Below are 16,788 nucleotides of genomic sequence, written 5' to 3'. Positions count from 1 at the left end.
GAAGACATGATGACAGGCAAAAAAGACATCAACCCGTTTCTGAAACAGGTGCTGGAGCTTGGGCCCCCGCTGGCCTTCTTCTTCATCTACCTGCGCCTGCGCGATGACAGCTTCCTGATCGGCGGCACCGAGTATTCGGGGTTCATAATCGCCACCATCATCTTTGTGCCGCTGATGCTGGCCGCAATGGGCATTCTATGGTTCCTGACCGGCAAGCTGAGCAGGTTGCAGATTTTTACCGCCTTCATGGTTATCTTCTTCGGCGGGTTGACCGCCTGGTTCAATGATGAGCGGTTCTTCAAGATGAAAACCACGCTGGTCTACGGAGTATTCTCAACGATTTTGGGCATCGGCCTACTGCAGGGAAAATCCTATCTGGCCTACGTGCTGGATGAGATGCTGCCAATGAAACACGAGGGCTGGATGATCCTGACACGCCGACTGTGCGCTTGTTTTGCCGTGCTGGCCGTTGCCAATGAGATCGTTTGGCGGACCCTGTCCACCGATCTCTGGGTCAAGATCGAAACCTTCGGCTTTCCGATTGCCCTGATGGCGTTCCTGATGCTGCAGTTCAGCCTGTTGCAAAACTACATGGACGACCCCGACCGCCAATAATCGGTTTGCGCCGTGGAACATGCCGTCGGGTTCAACCGTAAAGAGAGCAAATCCATACAAAAAACCTTGGCTTAGCGGGCAAGCTGTGAAAGGTTAAGGCACCACTCACCATTCACAGCCGGAGTTCACCGCCCGCATGACGGCCTTTCCCAATAGTGGCTTTTTGTCCGAAGCCTCAGACGAGCTACGAGATATGCTCTCGGCGCTTGCTTCCGAAATATCCCTGGACCAGGACGAAACCTTGTTTGAACAAGGGGATGAAGGCGATGCGCTTTACGCGATCATCGAAGGGACGCTTGAGGTGTCGTTTCTCGCCATGAGCGGCCGCAAGCTGTCACTGACCCTGATGCGCCCGGGTGAAGTCTTTGGTGAGATTGCCCTGTTCGACAGCGGCCCGCGCACCGCAACGGTTGCCGCGGCCGAGCCCACACGCGTTCTGCGCGTTAGGCGGCGCGATGTCATGAACCAACTCCGCCAACACCCCGATCTGGCCGTTGATATGGTGCGTCTGGCCGGTCTGCGCATGCGCTGGATGGGATCGCAATTGAACGAGCAGGTCTTTCTGCCGATGCCGATCCGACTGGCCCGCAAGCTGCTGCACCTGTCCAACCTGCAGGACAACCCCAACGAACGCATCACCTTGTCGCAAAGCGAACTGGCCGAGTTTGTCGGAGCAACGCGCGAAGCCGTGTCCAAGACCATCTCGACCTGGAAACGCGACAACGTGGTCGAGGCCTCCCGTGGCGGTCTGCAAATTCAGGATTTCGAAGCCCTGCGCGAGCTGGCCGAATCGGATTTGATCTGACGACAGATGCGCCCGTGTGAACTGGTTCACAGAACAGAACCCAGGTTCAAGCTAGCGTGATCTTGTTACCGTAGGAGGTCAGAGAATCATCCCCGATATCTGTCCACTGACCTCTCCCTGTACCTGAGCCATATGCTGTCCCGGCATATGGCTCATTTACTTTGAAGGCGGCGGCACGACGCGTTTACGTGTCAGTACCGGCGGTTCACACGCTTGCCGCGCAGCACCTTTCGGTTCTTTTGTTTTTCCCGAAGGAATACGAACAGGCCGGACCCCAGAATCAAAACGATCCCCCACACGACCGGCAGATCGGGCCATTCGCCCCAGATCGCCCAGCCCCAAAAGATCGCCAAAGGCAGCCCCACATATTCGAACGGTGCTACAGTGGCCGCGTCGGCCATGCGATACGCCTGCCCCAAACAATAGCCGATGATGGCAGAATTCAGACCCAGGCCCGCAAAAAGCCAGATGTCTCGCCCCTGGGGCCAGACCCAGGCCCGCAGCAGAAACACAAGGCTTTCGTTCTCCAGCCCCTCTGCAAAACGCCCATCCCCGGCCACGGCCCAGAACAGGATGCTGATGGCGATGAACGCGGACTGGACATAGACCGCCATTGCGGACGCCTTGGATTTCGCGCCCAGAAACCGCGTCATCACGTTGTTCAGCGCATAGGTGAACGCCGCCGCCACGGGCAGTGCGTAAACCCACAGGCTGACAGAGCGCTCGGCCCCGCTTTCCCACGGGCGCGTCATGATGATCACACCGGCAAACCCCACCAAAACAGCGCCGATGCGCAACGGCCCGACCTTTTCGCCCAGCAGCGGAATGCTCAGCAACGTGATCATCAGCGGCGCCACGAAGAAAACAGCCGTGGCCTCGGCCAATGGCATGACGGCCAGGGCGCTGAAAAAGGTGAGGTTGGCGATCACGATGAATATGGCCCGCAGCAGGTGCAGACCGGGTTGATCCGTCTTGAGAATGCGCCAGCCGCCTTCCAACTGAACCAGAGCCAGACTGAAGCCGACCCCGATAAAGGACCGGGCGAAAACCATCTGATGCAGAGGGTAACCGCCCGACAGGAACTTGATCATCATATCGTTGAACGAAATCGCCAGCATGCCGAACAGGATAAAGGCGATGCCGACCGTAGGGTTTTGTAATTTCTGATGTTCTGCCACGGGAGACCCTTTCATCCGGCCAGTAACACGGGCCTTGGGTCAGGTCACTTCCGTTTGCGACATAATGGATGGTCGCAATTCCCCGCCGTTCCAAAAGAAAAAGAGGCCCCGGATCGGAGCCCCTTTTCATGTCCTTACGACGCGTTCCTGCGCCCGGTCCGTTATTCCTCCAGACTCAGCGCCACAAAGCGTGGGTCACCGCCGCGACGGACCAGCAGCAGCAAGGATTTGCGCCCTGCAGTCCGGGCTTCTTCCATGCGCGCTTCAAGGTCCTCGACCGTCACAACCTTCTGCTGACCGGCTTCTGTGATCAGATCACCAGCGCGCAGGCCCTTGGCATAGGCCTCGGATGCTTCGTCCACATCCGACACCACCAGCCCTTCGGCATCCGCGTCCAGCCCCAGATCCTCGCGCAGCGTGTCGCTGAGCGGCGAGATTGTGAGGCCCAGAATGTCGGTGTTTTCGTCGGCTGGCGCGTCCGGGGTGTCCTCTTCCCCGTTCTCGGCCCGCTCGGCATCTTCACGGCGACCCAGAGTGACCAGAATGGTCTGTGTGGCTCCATCCCGGCTGACAACAACGCGGACGGATTTGCCCACGGTGGTTTCGCCGACCTGACGCACCAGACCACGGGTATCCTCGACCTCGACCCCATCGAAGCTGAGGATCACGTCGCCCGCTTTCAGACCCGCATCCTTGGCCGGACCATCCGGCACATCGCTGATCAGCGCGCCACCGGGTTTTTCAAGGCCCATCGCCTCGGCCATGTCCTCGGTCACGTCCTGAATGCGCACGCCCAGCCAGCCACGGCGGGTTTCCCCGAACTCGCGCAGCTGGTCGACCACTTTCACAACCACGTTCGAGGCCATCGAGAAGCCGATCCCGATCGAGCCGCCATTGGGCGACAGGATCGCGGTGTTCACGCCGATCACCTCGCCATTCATGTTGAACAAAGGACCGCCCGAGTTGCCCCGGTTGATCGCCGCGTCGGTCTGGATGTAGTCGTCATATGACCCGCTCAGCGCCCGGTTCCGGGCCGAGACGATCCCGGCAGAAACCGAGAATCCCTGCCCCAGCGGGTTGCCCATCGCGATCACCCAATCGCCGACGCGCGCAATGTCGCTGTCACCGAACTGCACATATTGCAGCGGCCCCGTGGCCTCGACCTTGAGCAGCGCAATATCGGTTTTCTCATCCGTTCCGATCACCTTGGCGGGCAGTTCTTTCTTGGGCTGACCGTCGCCCGGGAAGAACTCGACCAGAATCTCGTCCGCTTCGGCAATGACGTGATTGTTGGTCACGATGTAACCGTCCTCGGAGATCACAAACCCCGACCCCAGCGCATTGCTGCGACGGGGGCGATTGTCATCGTCGTCGTCCCCGTTTCGGTCCTGAAACTCGCGAAAGAAATCCTCGAACGGGGATCCTTCGGGCACGATACCCTCCGGTCCGGTCTGGCCTTCGATCAGCGTGGATGTGGTGATGTTCACTACCGCCGGGCTGATCTGCTCCGCCAGCGGCGCAAGGCTTTCCCCGCGCGCATAGGCCGCCACGGTTTGCGCCGCGATCAGGGTCATCCCCGCAAATGCCAGCCACATCAGCCGCATGAAACCAACACCATCGTCCCGCCGGACGGAAATACTGCGTGCTTGTGCCTGCACTTGGGAACTCCTTGTCGTCAAATCCTTGTTGTCCGCCCGCAGGCAGACCTTTCTTGGCAACCAATGTAGTCGGTTTGTTCCTACTCGCAACTCAGGATCGCGGGTAAATCACCACCAAGTGAAACAGATGGGTTAAAACCCGACCTGATACGCGCCCCAAAGCAGGACCAGACCGCTTACAACACATAAAAGCCCCGCCAGCCGCCGGGCCTGTTCCGGCAATGATCGCAGGGCCTCGAGCATCCTCTCAATAAGCGAAGGGGCCAGCGCATAGGCCAGCCCCTCGACAATCAGAACCAGCCCGAAGGCCAGAAGGATCATACCCATTACTGGGTCGCCTGCCCGGTGGGCGATTTAAGGTAGTTGAAGAACTCGGAATCCGGGCTCAGCACCATCGAGCTGTTGCTACCGCCCAGCGCGCGTTCATAGGCTGACAGCGAGCGATAGAATTCGAAGAACTCCGGGTCTTTGCCAAAGGCTTCGGCGAAGATCGCGTTGCGTTCGGCGTCGGCTTCACCGCGAATGATCTCTGCCTCACGGTTGGCGTCGGACACCAGTTCAACCACGGTCCGGTCGGCCTGCGCGCGAACCCGCTGCGCGGCTTCGTTACCGCGTGCACGTTCGTCGGTTGCTTCACGTTCGCGTTCTGCCTTCATCCGGTCGAAGGTGGCTTCGAGGTTGGCTTGCGGCAGGTCGGTCGCTTTCAGGCGCACGTCGATCACGTTGACGCCCAGCGCCCGCGCTTCGGCAATCGCGCTGTTGCGGATGCGCAGCATCAGGGCCGCACGGTCGGAACTCAGGATATCCCGCGAGGATACCGAACCCAGAACTTCCCGCGTTTCAGCGCGCAGGATGCGGTCCAGGCGATCTTCGGCGACCGGCACACCGCCAACACCAACGGCCTGACGGAACTGTTCAAGATCGGAGATCCGGTAACGCGCGAATGCGTCAACCACAAGACGACGGTCATCCAGCGGGGTGACTTCCAGAGGCTGAACGTCAATCGACAGAATCCGGTCGTCGTACCGAACGACTTCCTGGATCAGCGGGATTTTGAACGCCAGACCTGGCTCTTCTTTCACGGCGACGACGCGACCGAATTGCAGAACCAGCGCACGTTCACGCTCGTCCACGATGAAGATCGAGGACAACCCGGCAACGGCCAGAATTGCAACGATGATCAGGATAATGGGTGACTTACGCATCAGTTGCTCTCCGCGGCTGGGGTTCGACGCAATTCGTTCAGCGGCAGGTATGGCACGACGCCCTGCCCCTGACCGGTCGAGTTCTCGTCGAGGATAATCTTGTCAACATCACCCAGAACCTGCTCCATCCGTTCCAGATAGAGGCGCTTGCGGGTCACATCAGGCGCTTTGGTGTATTCTTCGAGAACCGCGCTGAAACGGCTTGCCTCACCTTGCGCGCTGTTGATCTGCTGGGCGCGATAGGCTTCGGCTTCTTCCAGAACCTGCGCGGCTTCACCACGGGCTTCCGCCAGAACACGGTTGGCATAGGCGTCGGCGACGTTCTGCAGCCGGTCACGTTCCTGCGCAGCGGCCTGTACGTCGCGGAAAGCGGCGATCACGTCCTGCGGCGGGTCGGCCTTGTCAAAGTTCACACGGATGATGTTCACACCCGAATCATAGCTGTCCATGGTCGATTGGATCAGTTCCTGAAGACGCTCGGCAATGACGCCACGATCCCGGTTCAGAATCGGAGCCAGCTCGCTTTGCGCAATGATCTCACGCATCGCCGACTCCGACACGGCGCGAATTGTCTGGCGCGGGTCGCGCAGGTTGAACAGGAACTTGGCCGGGTCGTTGATGTTCCAGACGACCTGATAATCTATGTCGACCACGTTTTCGTCGCCGGTCAGCATCAGACCGTCGTCGCTGCCGCGTGTACCGCCCATATCTTCGGTTTGTTCACGGGTCACCGGGATAACCTCGGCGGTCACCACGGGCCAAGGCGCAAAGTTCAGACCGGGATTACCGACGGCTGAGAACTCGCCCAGAAACAGCTCAACAGACTGTTCTTCCGGCTTAACCGTGTAGAAACTTGCAGCCGCCCAAAGGCCAATCGCCACCAAGCCACCGATTATTACAGTGCCTTTGGTAAAGATCGGGCCACCGCCGCCGCCTGAACCATTGCCACCACGGCCACCGCCGCCGCGACCGCCCATCAGGACGCGCAGCTGCTCCTGGCCTTTTTTCATCAGCTCATCGATCTCGGGGATCTGCGGGCCGTCGCCTTCGGGGGGCTTGCGCCCGTCCCCGTTATTTCCCCGATTTCCTCCGCCGCCCGAGGAGCCTCCGCCCCCCCAGGGGCCACCGCTGTTGCCCGCCATATGTATCAATTCCTTCGTTTAGGCCCGTGTGATCACGGGGTCTCTTGTAACTTGTGTGCGCGCGCTTGCAAATCAAGCAGTGCGCACAGGTTGCCGCATTGTCACCAGTTCTTCGGCCATCACGGGATGAACCGCGACCGTACGGTCGAAATCTTCCTTGGTTGCGCCCATCTTTACGGCAATGCCTGCCAGCTGGATCATCTCACCCGCGCCCGGCGCAACGATATGACATCCCAGCACCTTTCGCGTCGCCTGACTGACGAGCAGCTTCATCAGAACCCGCTGCGTTCCTCCGGCAAACGCCTTTTGCATCGGTTTGAACGAGGTCGCATAGACCTCAATCGGCTCCTGCGCTGCCGCATCTTCTTCGCTGAGGCCCACGGTGCCGAATTCCGGCTGGGTGAAGATCGCGGTCGGGATCAACTCGTGATCCACAGGCGTTGGGTTGCCTTTGAACACGGTTTCGACAAAGGCCATGCCTTCGCGGATCGCAACCGGGGTCAGGTTCACACGGTCGGTGACGTCGCCAATGGCGTAGATCGAAGGTACACCAGTCTGGCTGTATTCATCCACGATGATCTCGCCCTTGCGGCCACGCTCGACCCCGACCTCTTCAAGACCCAGATTGTCGGCATTGGGCGCACGGCCCGTGGCATACATGACCACGTCAAACTGATCCTCGGTGCCATCCGTGGCCTTGACGCGGATCTTGTCGCCTTCTTGGGTCATCTCAAGCACGTTGGTGCCCAGACGCACATCAATGCCGTTCTGGCGCATCTCTTCACAGATCAGGCCGCGCGCCTCTTCATCGAAGCCGCGCAGAATCTGCGCCCCGCGATAGAACTGAGTGGTCTTTACACCCATCCCGTTCATGATCCCCGCAAACTCGCTGGCGATATAGCCGCCCCCGACGATCAGGATACTTTCGGGCAGCTTCTCCAGGTGGAAAATCTCGTTCGAGGTGATGGCCAGATCCGAGCCCGGAAAGTCCGGTACAACCGGGCGTCCGCCAGTGGCAATCAGGATGTGCTTGGCCGTCTTGCGCGTCCCGTCGGCCAGTTCGACCGTATGAGGATCAACAACTTTGGCGCGCTGATCAAAGCTTTCAACGCCGTTGTTCTTCAGGATATTGCGGTAGATGCCTTCCAAACGATCCAGTTCGGTCACCAGCTTGTCGTGGAACGTGTTCCAGTTCAGCGCGCCGGGCTGAATGTCCCAGCCATAGGCTTGCGCATCGCCGACCATGCCCGAAAACTCGCTGGCAAACACCATCAGTTTCTTCGGCACACAGCCCCGGATCACACAGGTGCCGCCATAGCGATCCTCTTCCGCCAGTGCCACTTTGGCCCCGTTTTCGCCAGCGGCGACGCGCGCCGCGCGAACCCCGCCCGAGCCGCCTCCGATGACGAACAGATCATAGTCAAAGCTCATGCTGGGTTCCTTCGTTCAGCTTTCAAAAAGTCTCTGGGTATCTGGGCGCAAAAACCAAACTGCCAACCCCTTGATGCGCATATTTCGGTGTTTTCACGGATGCTTGCATCAAAGGTCGCGTTTTTGTTCAATCCGCAAGGTCCGAAAACAGGTTTTCGCGCGCACCGCCGATCAACTGGTCCATCTCAATCGTGCCTGCGTTGATATCGCGCAGCTCGACCCGGCCATCGCCGTGGCCGACCACAACCTTGTCGCAGATGTCGATGAACAGGCCATTTTCGACCACGCCCGGCACCTGGTTCAGAACCAGTGCCATCTGGCGCGCGTTGCCGATCCGTTGCAGATGTAGGTCCAGAATGTGGTTGCCTTCATCGGTGACAAAGGGTGCCTCGCCATTCATGCGCAGGGCCGAGGTTGTGCCCAGCACATCCATTGTATCCAGCGCCTCTTCGATCAGGGTGCGCGTGGTTTGCCAGCCAAAGGGGATCACCTCGACCGGCAGAGGGAACGCGCCCAGCGTTTCGACCTCTTTGCCTGCATCGGCGATCACCACCATCTGATCGCTGGCCGTAGCGACGATCTTCTCCTGCAGATGCGCGCCACCGCCGCCCTTGATCAGGTTCAGACCACCGTCGAACTCATCCGCGCCGTCAATCGTCAGGTCCAGCCACCCGGCCTGATCCAGCGAGACGACCTCGATCCCGACCTCACGCGCCAGTTGCGCGGTACGGGTCGAGGTCGGGACGCCCTTGAACCGCAACCCTTCTTGCTGCGTGCGCTCACCCAAACGTCGCACCAGCCAGGCGGCGGTCGAGCCGGTTCCCAATCCGACACGCATCCCGTCTTCGACCATCTCTGCCGCGCGTCGGGCCGCGACGTATTTTGCGGTATCGATTGGCGACAATTCTCCGGTCATTGGCAGCATTCCCTGATTGGTCTGCCAGACTTATACGGAATGCACATCGCGACTTCGAGACCCAATTCACCCGGCATCCCTGCGAAAGATGTCGCAAGACTGCGCGTTTCCGATAGGAAACGTCGCAATCATGTCTTTTTGGATTCGCGGTGCGGTATAAATAGACCTCATGACGACGTCCTACCGCCTGCACTATGCCCCCGACAACGCCTCGCTGGTGATCCGGCTGGTGTTGGAAGAGATGGGCCAACCCTATGACACCGTTCTGGTCGACCGGCGGCAGAACGAACAGGACAGCGCGGCCTATCGCGCGCTGAATCCAAACGGCCTGATCCCGGTTCTTGAAACGCTCAACGGACCGGTGTTTGAAACAGCGGCCATTCTGTTATGGCTGGCAGATACCCATGGGCAGCTTGCCCCTGCGCCGGACAGCCCGGATCGGACATCGTTCCTGAAATGGCTGTTTTTTGCCTCAAACACGCTGCATGCCGATCTGCGCATTCTGTTCTATGCCGAGAAATACATCGATGCCGCGCAGGCCGAGCCTTTGCGCCAAGGTATCCGTCCAAGGCTGCGCACCCATCTGAAACATCTGGATACCGAGGCCGCAAAGGCCCCTGATTGGCTGAGCGCTGACAAACCCTCGGTCCTGACCTACTATCTCGCCTGCATGATGCGCTGGATGGCGCTGTACCCGGCAAGCGCGGATCGCAGTTGGTATCAGTTGGCCGACACGCCTTATCTGCAAGCGATCCTGATGCAGCTTGAATCCCGCCCCGCGACCCGTGCGGCCGTTGCAGCCGAAGGTCTTGGGGTCACCCCGTTCACCTCTCCGATCCACGCCAACCCTCCAGAAGGCTCAGCTATCTGACATGTTCCTTTCCGTTTTTGATATGTTCAAAGTCGGCATCGGCCCGTCCTCATCACACACAATGGGCCCGATGGTCGCCGCGGCGCGTTTCCTTGACATGATGCGCGCCTCACCGTTTGAGTTCGCCGGTCTGCGCGGGTCGCTGCATGGGTCATTGGCGTTTACAGGCGTGGGACATGCCACCGACCGGGCGACAATTCTTGGTCTGGCCGGGTTCGTGCCCGACACCTATGACAACGACAAGGCCGAGGCCGCTCTGGCCGCGATTGCCGAGACGCATACGGTCACGCCCGAGGGGCTGCCGACCCTGAAATTCGACCCCAAGGCAGATCTGGTCTTTGACTATGACCACAACCTGCCCGGCCACGCCAATGGCATGATCCTGATGGCCACCGATGCGCAGGGTGATGTGATCCTGCGGCAGGTGTTCTATTCCATCGGCGGCGGCTTTGTTCTGACCGAAGAGGAACTGGCCGAAGGCAAAGCGACAGATGAAGGCGCACCGGTCCCCTTCCCCTTCAAGTCAGCGGTCGAGATGCTGGAGATGGCCGCCTCCAGCGGAAAGTCCATCGCCCAGATGAAGCGCGAGAACGAAATCGCGCGCGGATGCGCGGACAGTTTCGCCAAAGGAAGCGCGCGACTTTGGCAAGTGATGAACGATTGCATCGAACGCGGCCTGCACACCGATGGCATTCTGCCCGGCGGTCTGAGCGTGCGTCGCCGCGCCAAGGGCATCTATGACGCGCTGATGGCTGAACGCGGCATGAACCTGACTGCGCCGCACACGATCAACGACTGGATGAGCGTTTACGCCATGGCCGTGAACGAGGAAAACGCAGCCGGAGGACAGGTTGTAACCGCCCCCACCAACGGTGCGGCGGGCGTTCTGCCAGCTGTGCTGCGCTATTACCTGGACCACGTGCCCGGCGCATCGGAAAGCCATATCGAGGATTTCCTGCTGACCGCCGCCGCTATTGGGGGTTTGGTGAAATTCAACGCCTCGATTTCGGGGGCCGAAGCGGGATGTCAGGCCGAGGTCGGCAGCGCCTCGGCCATGGCCGCCGCCGGTTTGTGCGCCGTGATGGGCGGCACGCCCGAGCAGGTGGAAAACGCCGCCGAGATCGCTTTGGAACATCATTTGGGCATGACCTGCGATCCGGTCGCGGGTCTGGTGCAGGTGCCTTGTATCGAGCGCAACGGCCTGGGCGCGATCAAGGCCGTCTCGGCTGCGTCGCTGGCATTGCGCGGGGACGGCAAGCATTTTGTACCCTTGGATTCCGTCATAGAAACCATGCGCCAGACCGGGCATGATATGCATGAGAAGTACAAAGAGACATCGCTTGGCGGTTTGGCTGTGAACATCCCAAACTGCTGAGGTCAGACAGGAGGCGGCATCATGCGTGGACATTGCCTATGCGGCAGGATCGCGTTTGAGGTTGATCCTCCGATCCTGTCCTGCGTCTCGTGTCATTGCGACAGCTGCCGCCGCCAATGCGCTGCACCCATGACCACTTATTTCGCGGTCCGCGACACCCAATGGCGCTGGACCAAAGAGGAACCGAAGAGCTTCAATTCCTCTCCCGGTGTCGAGCGCACATTCTGCCCGCATTGCGGATCGCCGATCTCTTTCCGCTCGGCCAAGATGTCGGATGTACTGCACTTGTATGTTGCCACGCTGGAAACCCCCGAAGCGCTGCAACCGACCCTGCATGTGTCGCATGAGGAGAAACTGGACTGGCTGCATCTGGATGATGGTCTGCCGACCTGCACCGGCCCGGATTACACCAAAGTCCAACCCCTTCCGGACGCCTGAGAACAGAGCTTTCCCCCGCGACGTGAAACCGCTAGCGTCGCGACCATGACCCAGGATCGCCCCGTATTCGGCATCGTTCTGATGCTCGGCTTTTGCGTGCTTGCACCGCTTGGCGACTCGATGGCCAAGCTATTGGGGGAAACAACGCCTCTGGGCCTGCTGGTGCTTGTGCGCTTTGCCATACAGGCGGCGATTCTGATCCCGCTGATTGCTGTCACGGGACGGCCATGGCGCATGCGGGGGCGCGTTCTGTGGCTGACCCTGATCCGCACGGTTCTGCACATCATTGGCATCACCGCCATGTTCAGTGCGTTGCAGTTTCTGCCACTGGCGGATGCAATTGCCATCGCCTTTGTCATGCCCTTCATCATGCTGCTGCTTGGGAGATACGTCTTGCAGGAAGAGGTCGGCCCGCGCCGCCTGATCGCCTGTATCGTCGGTTTCATCGGGACCTTGCTGGTGATCCAGCCCAGCTTTGCCGAGGTCGGATTGCCCGCCCTGCTGCCGCTGATCGTCGCCGTGGTCTTTGCCCTGTTCATGCTGGTGACGCGTCAGATCGCCAAGGAAACCGACCCGGTGTCCCTGCAGGCCGTGTCCGGGGTGTTTGCCACGGTCCTGCTGCTGCCCGTGGTCCTTTGGGGTACCAATGCGGGGATTTGGGAATTGTCCTTGATCATCCCCGCTGGCAACACCCACTGGCTGTTGCTGGCCATTGGGGTGTTGGGAACGGTCGCGCATCTGCTGATGACCTGGTCGCTGCGCTATGCGCCGTCGGCCACGCTGGCACCGATGCAATATCTGGAAATCCCGGTTGCGACCCTGATCGGCTGGCTGATCTTTCACGACCTACCCGATGGGATCGCGGCCATTGGCATTCTGATCACAATCGGTGCCGGGCTCTACGTCATTCTGCGTGAGAGGGCCACCGCCCGGTCTGGTCCGACAGAAACGCCTGCATAACCTGATCCAGCGCCGCGCGCGGCACCATCAGCAACATGCCCGGCCCGTCCATATGCAATTCGACACTCGACACTGCGCGGTTCGAAGTTCCGACACGACCATCCGGTTCGAACACCAACCCTTCGATCGGCCATTCCAACCCTAGGCTGCGACCCGTGACGCGCCGCATCGGAAACAAGGACACGATATCGCCGGATGTCAGGTGCAGGGTGATCCGGGGCGGTGCGTGGAACACCACCTCATGTTCACCCAGCAGGATGCAGGGACGATCCAAGCGCGCGACCAGAGTGTTCAGAACCGCCAATTGATGATCCAGCCGCCCGCCCAGAAATCCGGCGCCCAGCACCAGCGGGGCCTCTATGTGCCTCAGCGCCTTGTCGAAATCCGTACTGTTCTGCTCTGAGATTTGAAACAACCGATCCGAGGGAACCTGCGCTCGCACTTCCTGAGGCATCGAATCGAAATCGCCGATCACGGCCTCGGGAATTATGTCCGAATCGACCAAAATGGCCGCTCCACCATCCGCCGCGACAACCGATCTGACGCGATTCAGCACCAAATTCAGGTCCTCTAACCCGACAAATCCCCCTCCAAACAGGCCAATTGGACCGTTTAAACGCACAATCGGCTCATTTTTTCTAAGATTGATCATTTTTCCCGGATTTGGACACATTGAGACCACAAAATGATAGGTTCATGCAGAAAGTTCTGAGCCGATGTGTGTGCCCGATTCCGGGTAGGTTGGCTCTCGTAGTTTGTAGAGGACGTGCGTCTGATGGTACAGAATAACAAGGTATTGACCGTTTCTTATGGGACTTTCTCCTGCACTTTGGAAGGGTTTGACGACTCGTTCGAAACGATGAAGTCCATTGCCGAGTATTTTCGCGACCTCGCAGCAGATGACCGGTATTTCGGTTCGGAACCCCCCCAGCCCGACACCGAGATGCTGACCCGTATTGCGCAGCGCGACGCCTCGCAGCACGTGGAAGCCCGGCAAAGCGAAAGCGGCCTGTTGCTGCGCGCCACCGAAGCCAGCCCCGCACCGTTGGCCGCGCCTGCCCCTGCCCCCGTACCATCTGAGGTGAACGTGGCCCGAACTCCGGCCCCGATGCCTGTACGCCAGCCCGCGCCGCAGACGTCGTTTGAACAAGCTGATGCCGTACCTGCCCCTGCTGCCGACAGCATCGCCGCAAAACTCCAGCGCATCCGCGCCGTGGTCTCGCATTCGGACGCCACCCCTGTCGCCTATTCCGAAGATGATGACTCGGCCCTGCTCAGCGCCGCCCCGGCTCCGGTTGACGCCGTGACCGCCGCGTTCGAGGCTGGTGCACTCAGCGCCGAAGACCTCGAGCCGCAGAAGCCAACGTTCGAGCCGCAGCCCGTGGCCATGAAAGAACCGGCGCCTGCCCCGGCCGCGTTCTTTGAAGATGAGGCGGAAGACGATCAGCCCGCCGACGTCTTGTTCTCGGATTTCGAAGATACCGCCGAAGACGACGCGGATGATGATGGCATCCTGAACATCCTGAGCGATCACGAAGCGAAAGCGGAAGCTGAAGAAGAGCCTCAGGAAGACGTTGCGCCCGGCATTCTGACGCTGGACGACGAGGTCAACCTGCTGAACAAAATCTCGAGCGTCGAGGCGGATATGTCCGACCGCGTGGACCAGAAACAGCCGGATGAGCGCACATCGGATCAGGACGTTCTGCGCCTGATGGCCAAAGCTGATGAACAGATGGGCGATCCGGCCACCAGTGACGCGCGCGAGACATATTCGCACCTGCGCACCGCCGTAGCGGCCACCGAAGCCGAAGGTGAAATCGACAAGGCCTCGCCAGATCAGCAATACCGCGGCGATCTTGCCTCGGTTGTCAGCCCGCGCCGCCCGGAAATTCAGGTCACCAGCATGCGTCCGGAATCCGATAACGCCGCGCCGCTGAAACTGGTTGCAGAACAGCGTGTTGACGACGAAGCCGTCGAAACCGGCCCGGTCATGCCCCGCCGCGTAACCACGCAGCAAGACGACAGCGCAGCGGATGAAGGCGGCTTTGCGCAATTCGCGCAGGATCAGGGTGCCCAGTCACTGCCCGACCTTCTGGAAGCGGCGGCGGCCTATCTGTCCTTCATCGAAGGTCAGGAACAGTTCTCGCGCCCGCAGCTGATGAACAAGGTCCGCTCGTTGAAGCAGAACGAATTCAACCGCGAAGAAAGCCTGCGTTCCTTTGGTCAATTGCTGCGTGACGGCAAGATCCAGAAAGCAGGCGGGGGCCGGTTCGCAGCCTCGAACCTGATCGGTTTCCGCCCGGATGATGAACGCGCGGCGGGCTGATCACTCAATCAGAAAGACGAAGGGCCGAGAGACATCTCTCGGCCCTTTTCTTTTGCCCGCAGTTTAGGCGGCGACGTCTCTGGATCGAGTCAAGACTCGTCCGGGTCCTCTTTGCCGACGCCCCGGAAGACGAACTTGAAAGGCAAGGCCCAGACAATGCCAAGGGCAATGTAAACCAACAACTCAACCAGGATCGACGGGCGATCCAGCCAGTTCACAACGGTCACCACCGCAACAATGTAAAGCGGCAGGCCGACCAGCAAAATCACCAGCGACCAGCGGCGGCGGGCCTTGTAACTCAGGCCCGGCTTTTTGTCCGCGCCCATCAATCTGCGAACGGGTCGGTCACCAGAATGGTGTCGTCCCGCTCCGGGCTGGTGGACAAAAGCGCCACGGGGCATTCGATCAGTTCTTCGACGCGGCGCACGTATTTGATCGCGTTGGCCGGCAGGTCGGCCCAGCTGCGCGCACCTTCGGTGGATTCGCTCCAACCCGGCATCTCTTCGTAGATCGGGGTGCAGCGCGCCTGTTGGTCGGCAGCCGTGGGCAGATAATCCAGACGCTCACCGTCCAGTTCATAACCGGTGCAGATTTTCAGCGTCTCGAACCCGTCCAGAACATCCAGCTTGGTCAGCGATATGCCGTTGACGCCGCTGGTCGCGCAGGTTTGGCGTACAAGGCAGGCATCGAACCAGCCACACCGGCGTTTGCGGCCTGTTACCGTGCCAAATTCGTGGCCACGGGTCCCCAGGCGCATCCCGTCATCATCGTCCAACTCGGTCGGGAAAGGCCCCTCTCCCACACGAGTGGTATAGGCTTTGACGATGCCCAGCACAAAATCAACAGACCCCGGGCCGATACCCACACCCGTCGCCGCCTGACCGGCAATCACGTTGGAAGAGGTCACAAACGGGTAGGTTCCGAAATCAATATCCAGCAACGCGCCCTGCGCGCCTTCGAACAGGATCCGCTTGCCCGCCTTGCGCTTTTCGTTCAGCACCTTCCAGACCGGGGCGGCGAACGGCAGGATCTGCGGCGCAATCTCTTTCAGCTGGGCGATCAGCTTGTCCCGATCCACGGCTTCGATGCCCAGACCCTTGCGTAACGGATCATGGTGCTGCAACGCGCGGTCCACACGCGCCTCAAGCGTCGCGTCATCGGCAAGATCGGCAACACGGACAGAGCGTCGCCCGACCTTGTCCTCATAGGCCGGACCAATGCCACGACCGGTGGTGCCAATCTTCGTGCCCTTGCTGGCCGCCTCTTCCCGCGCACGATCCAGCTCGCCATGGATCGGCAGGATAAGCGGTGTATTCTCAGCAATCATCAGCGTCTCGGGCGTGATCTCGACGCCCTGCTTACGGATTGACGCGATCTCAGTGACCAGATGCCACGGGTCCAGAACGACGCCGTTCCCGATCACGCTCAGCTTTCCCCCACGCACCACGCCTGAAGGCAGTGCGTTCAGCTTGTAAACCTCGCCATCGATAACCAGAGTATGCCCGGCGTTATGTCCACCCTGAAAACGCGCGATGACGTCCGCCCGCTCGCTGAGCCAGTCGACGATCTTGCCTTTTCCTTCGTCACCCCACTGGGCGCCGACAACAACCACGTTGGCCATATCCGGTCCTTTTCGTGCTGAGTAATCAAACTCGGCTCGTATAACGGGGCACAGAGGACAGGGAAACCGCTATTTCGCCGCAGATGGAAATCGCGCTGGCGCGCGATGCCTCCGGCGGGGATATTTATAGCCAGATGAAGATCGGATCCCCTGCTTCATCTGGTCAAAAATATCTCGGGGGAGTCGCCCGGAACGGGCGGCGGGGGCTGCACCCCCTACCCGCCTGGTGGCGAGTGGACCGGCAGGC

The 16,788-nt window shown here is 60.1% G+C and carries 17 protein-coding genes; 7 read left to right on the top strand and 10 right to left on the bottom strand.

All coding sequences use genetic code 11. The features are described 5' to 3' along the window. The first annotated feature begins 9 nt into the window (after positions 1 to 9). Both ACR0LW_RS00085 and ACR0LW_RS00080 read left to right on the top strand, forming a co-directional pair. Entirely contained in the window at positions 10 to 615 is a 606-nt protein-coding gene (locus ACR0LW_RS00085; protein ID WP_170734515.1) for an inner membrane-spanning protein YciB, read from the top strand. Positions 616 to 751: 136 nt separating this feature from the next. Further along, complete coding sequence (locus tag ACR0LW_RS00080) at positions 752 to 1,420, top strand: Crp/Fnr family transcriptional regulator (protein WP_170451495.1); 669 nt, start codon at positions 752 to 754, stop codon at positions 1,418 to 1,420. Positions 1,421 to 1,611: 191 nt separating this feature from the next. Here ACR0LW_RS00080 and ACR0LW_RS00075 read toward each other — a convergent pair whose 3' ends face one another. The 7 genes from ACR0LW_RS00075 to rpiA form a co-directional block, all read right to left on the bottom strand. Beyond that, a complete protein-coding gene (locus ACR0LW_RS00075; RefSeq protein ID WP_480881024.1) occupies positions 1,612 to 2,613 on the bottom strand; it encodes a DMT family transporter in 1,002 nt (333 codons plus the stop codon). Between the two features lie 146 nt (positions 2,614 to 2,759). Next, entirely contained in the window at positions 2,760 to 4,256 is a 1,497-nt protein-coding gene (locus ACR0LW_RS00070; protein WP_480881021.1) for a Do family serine endopeptidase, read from the bottom strand. Between the two features lie 132 nt (positions 4,257 to 4,388). Continuing rightward, entirely contained in the window at positions 4,389 to 4,583 is a 195-nt protein-coding gene (locus tag ACR0LW_RS00065) for a DUF2065 domain-containing protein (RefSeq protein ID WP_170330952.1), read from the bottom strand. Beyond that, the gene (gene hflC, locus ACR0LW_RS00060) at positions 4,583 to 5,461 is read right to left on the bottom strand and encodes a protease modulator HflC (RefSeq protein WP_170451499.1); all 879 of its coding nucleotides are present in this window, start codon (positions 5,459 to 5,461) and stop codon (positions 4,583 to 4,585) included. Before hflC ends, ACR0LW_RS00065 begins: the two co-directional genes overlap by 1 nt. After that, the gene (gene hflK, locus ACR0LW_RS00055; RefSeq protein WP_170630295.1) at positions 5,461 to 6,603 is read right to left on the bottom strand and encodes an FtsH protease activity modulator HflK; all 1,143 of its coding nucleotides are present in this window, start codon (positions 6,601 to 6,603) and stop codon (positions 5,461 to 5,463) included. Before hflK ends, hflC begins: the two co-directional genes overlap by 1 nt. 72 nt (positions 6,604 to 6,675) lie before the next feature. Then, complete coding sequence (gene gor, locus ACR0LW_RS00050; protein WP_480780423.1) at positions 6,676 to 8,034, bottom strand: glutathione-disulfide reductase; 1,359 nt, start codon at positions 8,032 to 8,034, stop codon at positions 6,676 to 6,678. A gap of 127 nt (positions 8,035 to 8,161) precedes the next feature. Then, positions 8,162 to 8,950, bottom strand: a complete 789-nt coding sequence (gene rpiA, locus ACR0LW_RS00045; protein WP_170621592.1) for a ribose-5-phosphate isomerase RpiA — start codon at positions 8,948 to 8,950, stop codon at positions 8,162 to 8,164. A gap of 169 nt (positions 8,951 to 9,119) precedes the next feature. On the opposite strand from rpiA, the gene ACR0LW_RS00040 reads away from it, so the two are divergent. Genes ACR0LW_RS00040 through ACR0LW_RS00025 form a run of 4 tightly spaced genes read left to right on the top strand, consistent with a single transcriptional unit; the run spans position 9,120 to position 12,594 of the window. Then, positions 9,120 to 9,821 (top strand): glutathione S-transferase family protein, encoded by a 702-nt coding sequence (locus ACR0LW_RS00040; protein ID WP_480881015.1) that lies wholly within the window; start codon positions 9,120 to 9,122, stop codon positions 9,819 to 9,821. A 1-nt stretch (position 9,822) separates the two neighbouring features. Next, positions 9,823 to 11,196, top strand: a complete 1,374-nt coding sequence (locus ACR0LW_RS00035; protein ID WP_170621590.1) for an L-serine ammonia-lyase — start codon at positions 9,823 to 9,825, stop codon at positions 11,194 to 11,196. A gap of 21 nt (positions 11,197 to 11,217) precedes the next feature. Continuing rightward, the gene (locus ACR0LW_RS00030) at positions 11,218 to 11,634 is read left to right on the top strand and encodes a GFA family protein (protein ID WP_480881010.1); all 417 of its coding nucleotides are present in this window, start codon (positions 11,218 to 11,220) and stop codon (positions 11,632 to 11,634) included. Between the two features lie 45 nt (positions 11,635 to 11,679). After that, positions 11,680 to 12,594 (top strand): DMT family transporter, encoded by a 915-nt coding sequence (locus ACR0LW_RS00025; protein ID WP_480881007.1) that lies wholly within the window; start codon positions 11,680 to 11,682, stop codon positions 12,592 to 12,594. Here ACR0LW_RS00025 and ACR0LW_RS00020 read toward each other — a convergent pair. Further along, positions 12,539 to 13,150: a thiamine diphosphokinase gene (locus ACR0LW_RS00020; protein ID WP_480881004.1), complete on the bottom strand. Its 612-nt coding sequence runs from the start codon at positions 13,148 to 13,150 to the stop codon at positions 12,539 to 12,541. The genes ACR0LW_RS00025 and ACR0LW_RS00020 overlap by 56 nt on opposite strands. A 219-nt stretch (positions 13,151 to 13,369) precedes the next feature. Here ACR0LW_RS00020 and ACR0LW_RS00015 point away from each other — a divergent pair, with 219 nt between their 5' ends. Further along, the gene (locus ACR0LW_RS00015) at positions 13,370 to 14,920 is read left to right on the top strand and encodes a hypothetical protein (protein ID WP_480881001.1); all 1,551 of its coding nucleotides are present in this window, start codon (positions 13,370 to 13,372) and stop codon (positions 14,918 to 14,920) included. An 89-nt stretch (positions 14,921 to 15,009) separates the two neighbouring features. Here ACR0LW_RS00015 and ACR0LW_RS00010 read toward each other — a convergent pair whose 3' ends face one another. Together ACR0LW_RS00010 and ACR0LW_RS00005 are read right to left on the bottom strand one after the other, a co-directional pair. Next, positions 15,010 to 15,246 (bottom strand): DUF2842 domain-containing protein, encoded by a 237-nt coding sequence (locus ACR0LW_RS00010; protein ID WP_170630304.1) that lies wholly within the window; start codon positions 15,244 to 15,246, stop codon positions 15,010 to 15,012. Beyond that, a complete protein-coding gene (locus ACR0LW_RS00005; protein WP_170517796.1) occupies positions 15,246 to 16,541 on the bottom strand; it encodes an adenylosuccinate synthase in 1,296 nt (431 codons plus the stop codon). The genes ACR0LW_RS00010 and ACR0LW_RS00005 overlap by 1 nt, the downstream gene beginning before the upstream one ends. Positions 16,542 to 16,788: the final 247 nt, after the last annotated feature.

It is taken from the genome of Ruegeria sp. N4 (genome assembly GCF_056531425.1).
Note: the sequence above shows the minus strand (reverse complement) of the source record. Positions and strands in the feature narration are given on the sequence as shown.

Bases quoted from the DNA above. Each gene is read 5' to 3' on its own strand.
- hflC (WP_170451499.1), bottom strand. From the start codon at position 5,461: ATGCGTAAGTCACCCATTATCCTGATCATCGTTGCAATTCTGGCCGTT.
- ACR0LW_RS00085 (WP_170734515.1), top strand. From the start codon at position 10: ATGACAGGCAAAAAAGACATCAACCCGTTTCTGAAACAGGTGCTGGAG.
- hflK (WP_170630295.1), bottom strand. From the start codon at position 6,603: ATGGCGGGCAACAGCGGTGGCCCCTGGGGGGGCGGAGGCTCCTCGGGC.
- ACR0LW_RS00040 (WP_480881015.1), top strand. From the start codon at position 9,120: ATGACGACGTCCTACCGCCTGCACTATGCCCCCGACAACGCCTCGCTG.
- ACR0LW_RS00015 (WP_480881001.1), top strand. From the start codon at position 13,370: ATGGTACAGAATAACAAGGTATTGACCGTTTCTTATGGGACTTTCTCC.
- gor (WP_480780423.1), bottom strand. From the start codon at position 8,034: ATGAGCTTTGACTATGATCTGTTCGTCATCGGAGGCGGCTCGGGCGGG.
- ACR0LW_RS00035 (WP_170621590.1), top strand. From the start codon at position 9,823: ATGTTCCTTTCCGTTTTTGATATGTTCAAAGTCGGCATCGGCCCGTCC.
- ACR0LW_RS00005 (WP_170517796.1), bottom strand. From the start codon at position 16,541: ATGGCCAACGTGGTTGTTGTCGGCGCCCAGTGGGGTGACGAAGGAAAA.
- ACR0LW_RS00025 (WP_480881007.1), top strand. From the start codon at position 11,680: ATGACCCAGGATCGCCCCGTATTCGGCATCGTTCTGATGCTCGGCTTT.
- ACR0LW_RS00065 (WP_170330952.1), bottom strand. From the start codon at position 4,583: ATGGGTATGATCCTTCTGGCCTTCGGGCTGGTTCTGATTGTCGAGGGG.
- ACR0LW_RS00075 (WP_480881024.1), bottom strand. From the start codon at position 2,613: ATGAAAGGGTCTCCCGTGGCAGAACATCAGAAATTACAAAACCCTACG.
- rpiA (WP_170621592.1), bottom strand. From the start codon at position 8,950: ATGACCGGAGAATTGTCGCCAATCGATACCGCAAAATACGTCGCGGCC.
- ACR0LW_RS00030 (WP_480881010.1), top strand. From the start codon at position 11,218: ATGCGTGGACATTGCCTATGCGGCAGGATCGCGTTTGAGGTTGATCCT.
- ACR0LW_RS00080 (WP_170451495.1), top strand. From the start codon at position 752: ATGACGGCCTTTCCCAATAGTGGCTTTTTGTCCGAAGCCTCAGACGAG.
- ACR0LW_RS00010 (WP_170630304.1), bottom strand. From the start codon at position 15,246: ATGGGCGCGGACAAAAAGCCGGGCCTGAGTTACAAGGCCCGCCGCCGC.